Below are 1,591 nucleotides of genomic sequence, written 5' to 3' on the forward strand. Positions count from 1 at the left end.
TGGCAAAGGTGGCTTATTGCGCGATAAGAAATATATGTTTAGTCTTACTTGGAATGCGCCTATTGAGGCATTTACAGACAAAGATGAGTTTTTTGGTGGTGTGGGTGTAGATGTCGTGTATTTGCATTTGCATAAGGCACACGAATTTTTAGGTATGCAGGCTTTGTCAACATTTATTTGTAATGATGTGATCAAAAACCCACAAGTAGAGCAATACATAAAAGAGTATAAAGCACATTTGCAAAAAGTCTTTGGTTAAAGTAAGGATAGGATTATGAATGTTTTTGAGAAAGATTTGGCTGGTGTGCCACTATTTGTAATGATGTGATCAAAAACCCACAAGTAGAGCAATACATAAAAGAGTATAAAGCACATTTGCAAAAAGTCTTTGGTTAAAGTAAGGATAGGATTATGAATGTTTTTGAGAAAGATTTGGCTGGTGTGCCACTAGATTCTAGAGATCCCGAAGTCGCACCTATCATCGAAGTGATTAAGCACACGCAAAAACTCATCGCCAAGCTTAATAATGGAGAAAAAAGCGAGGAGCAAGTGCGTGAGATTTTAAGTCAAATTACGGGAAGAGAGGTGGATTCTAGTTTGTGGCTTTTGCCACCTTTTTATGCGGATTTTGGGCGTAATATATATTTTGGCAAAAATGTTTTTGTTAATTCCGCTTGCACATTTATGGATCGGGGCGGAATCTATATTGATGATGAAGTGTTTATCGGACCAAAAGTTAATCTCATCACCATTAATCACGACATTAATCCTTGTAATCGCACCACCACCATTTGTAAGCCTATTTATATCCAAAAGCGTGTGTGGATAGGTGTAGCAGCAACTATTTGTCCGGGTGTTAGGATTGGTGAAAATTCTATCGTGGGCGCTAATGCAGTCGTTACCAAAGATGTCCCACCAAATTCTATCGTGGGTGGAAACCCTGCAAAGCTTATCAAAAAAATAGAGATAGAAAATTATACGCCAAAGGATTAGTATGCCACTTGTAATCTTAAGCACCGCACCAAACAAAAAGGAAGCCAAACGATTAGCCAAAAAGCTTTGTAAGCGACGCCTTGCTGCTTGTGTCCAAACACATAAAATACAAAGTTATTATCATTGGCAAGGTGTTATATGCGCAGAATCTGAAATTGCTCTAAGTATCAAGACACGCAAAAAACATTATAAGAAGATTCGCAAATTTTTGCGCTCTCACCATAGTTATGAAGTGCCACAGATTCTAGCATTTATACCATGTAAAATAGAAAAACACTACAAAAAGTGGCTAAAAAAGGCTATATAGCCTGAAAATTTTGGATTCTTATTTGTTTTTGTATCCAAATACTCCCACCTGTATTTTTCTGACTGCATAGTATTATTTGCCAAATCTTTCCCACTCATATGCACTTTTGATGATGTAGGCGAGATCATTAAATCGTGGTTTCCAATCTGTGAGAGTGCAGATTTTAGTATTATCTGCAACAAGAATAGCAGGATCTCCTGCTCTACGATCAGAATCTAAGACCACAAAATCCACGCCACTTACCTTCTTTACCATTTGGATAACTTCAAGCACACTATAGCCTTGTCCATA

At 37.5% G+C, this 1,591-nt stretch carries 3 protein-coding genes and 1 pseudogene; 3 read left to right on the forward strand and 1 reads right to left on the reverse strand.

Annotation, left to right across the window (positions count from 1 at the left end; translation table 11 throughout):
• The 3 genes from C6H22_RS06535 to cutA form a co-directional block, all read left to right on the forward strand.
• On the forward strand, positions 1 to 259 hold a 259-nt coding region (locus tag C6H22_RS06535; RefSeq protein WP_199769815.1), incomplete at its 5' end, for an NAD(P)H-dependent oxidoreductase.
• A gap of 152 nt (positions 260 to 411) precedes the next feature.
• The gene (locus C6H22_RS06540; protein WP_104694520.1) at positions 412 to 993 is read left to right on the forward strand and encodes a sugar O-acetyltransferase; all 582 of its coding nucleotides are present in this window, start codon (positions 412 to 414) and stop codon (positions 991 to 993) included.
• Between the two features lies 1 nt (position 994).
• A complete protein-coding gene (gene cutA, locus C6H22_RS06545; RefSeq protein WP_104694521.1) occupies positions 995 to 1,300 on the forward strand; it encodes a divalent-cation tolerance protein CutA in 306 nt (101 codons plus the stop codon).
• 72 nt (positions 1,301 to 1,372) lie between these two features.
• Here cutA and C6H22_RS06550 read toward each other — a convergent pair.
• Positions 1,373 to 1,591 (reverse strand): annotated as a pseudogene (locus C6H22_RS06550) (UDP-glucose 4-epimerase GalE); the annotation flags it as partial.

The organism is Helicobacter equorum, from assembly GCF_900198655.1.
Lineage (GTDB): Bacteria > Campylobacterota > Campylobacteria > Campylobacterales > Helicobacteraceae > Helicobacter_F > Helicobacter_F equorum.

What these genes read in the sequence shown, in the direction of transcription:
- C6H22_RS06540 (WP_104694520.1), top strand. Translation starts at nt 412, where the DNA reads ATGAATGTTTTTGAGAAAGATTTGGCTGGTGTGCCACTAGATTCTAGA.
- cutA (WP_104694521.1), top strand. Translation starts at nt 995, where the DNA reads ATGCCACTTGTAATCTTAAGCACCGCACCAAACAAAAAGGAAGCCAAA.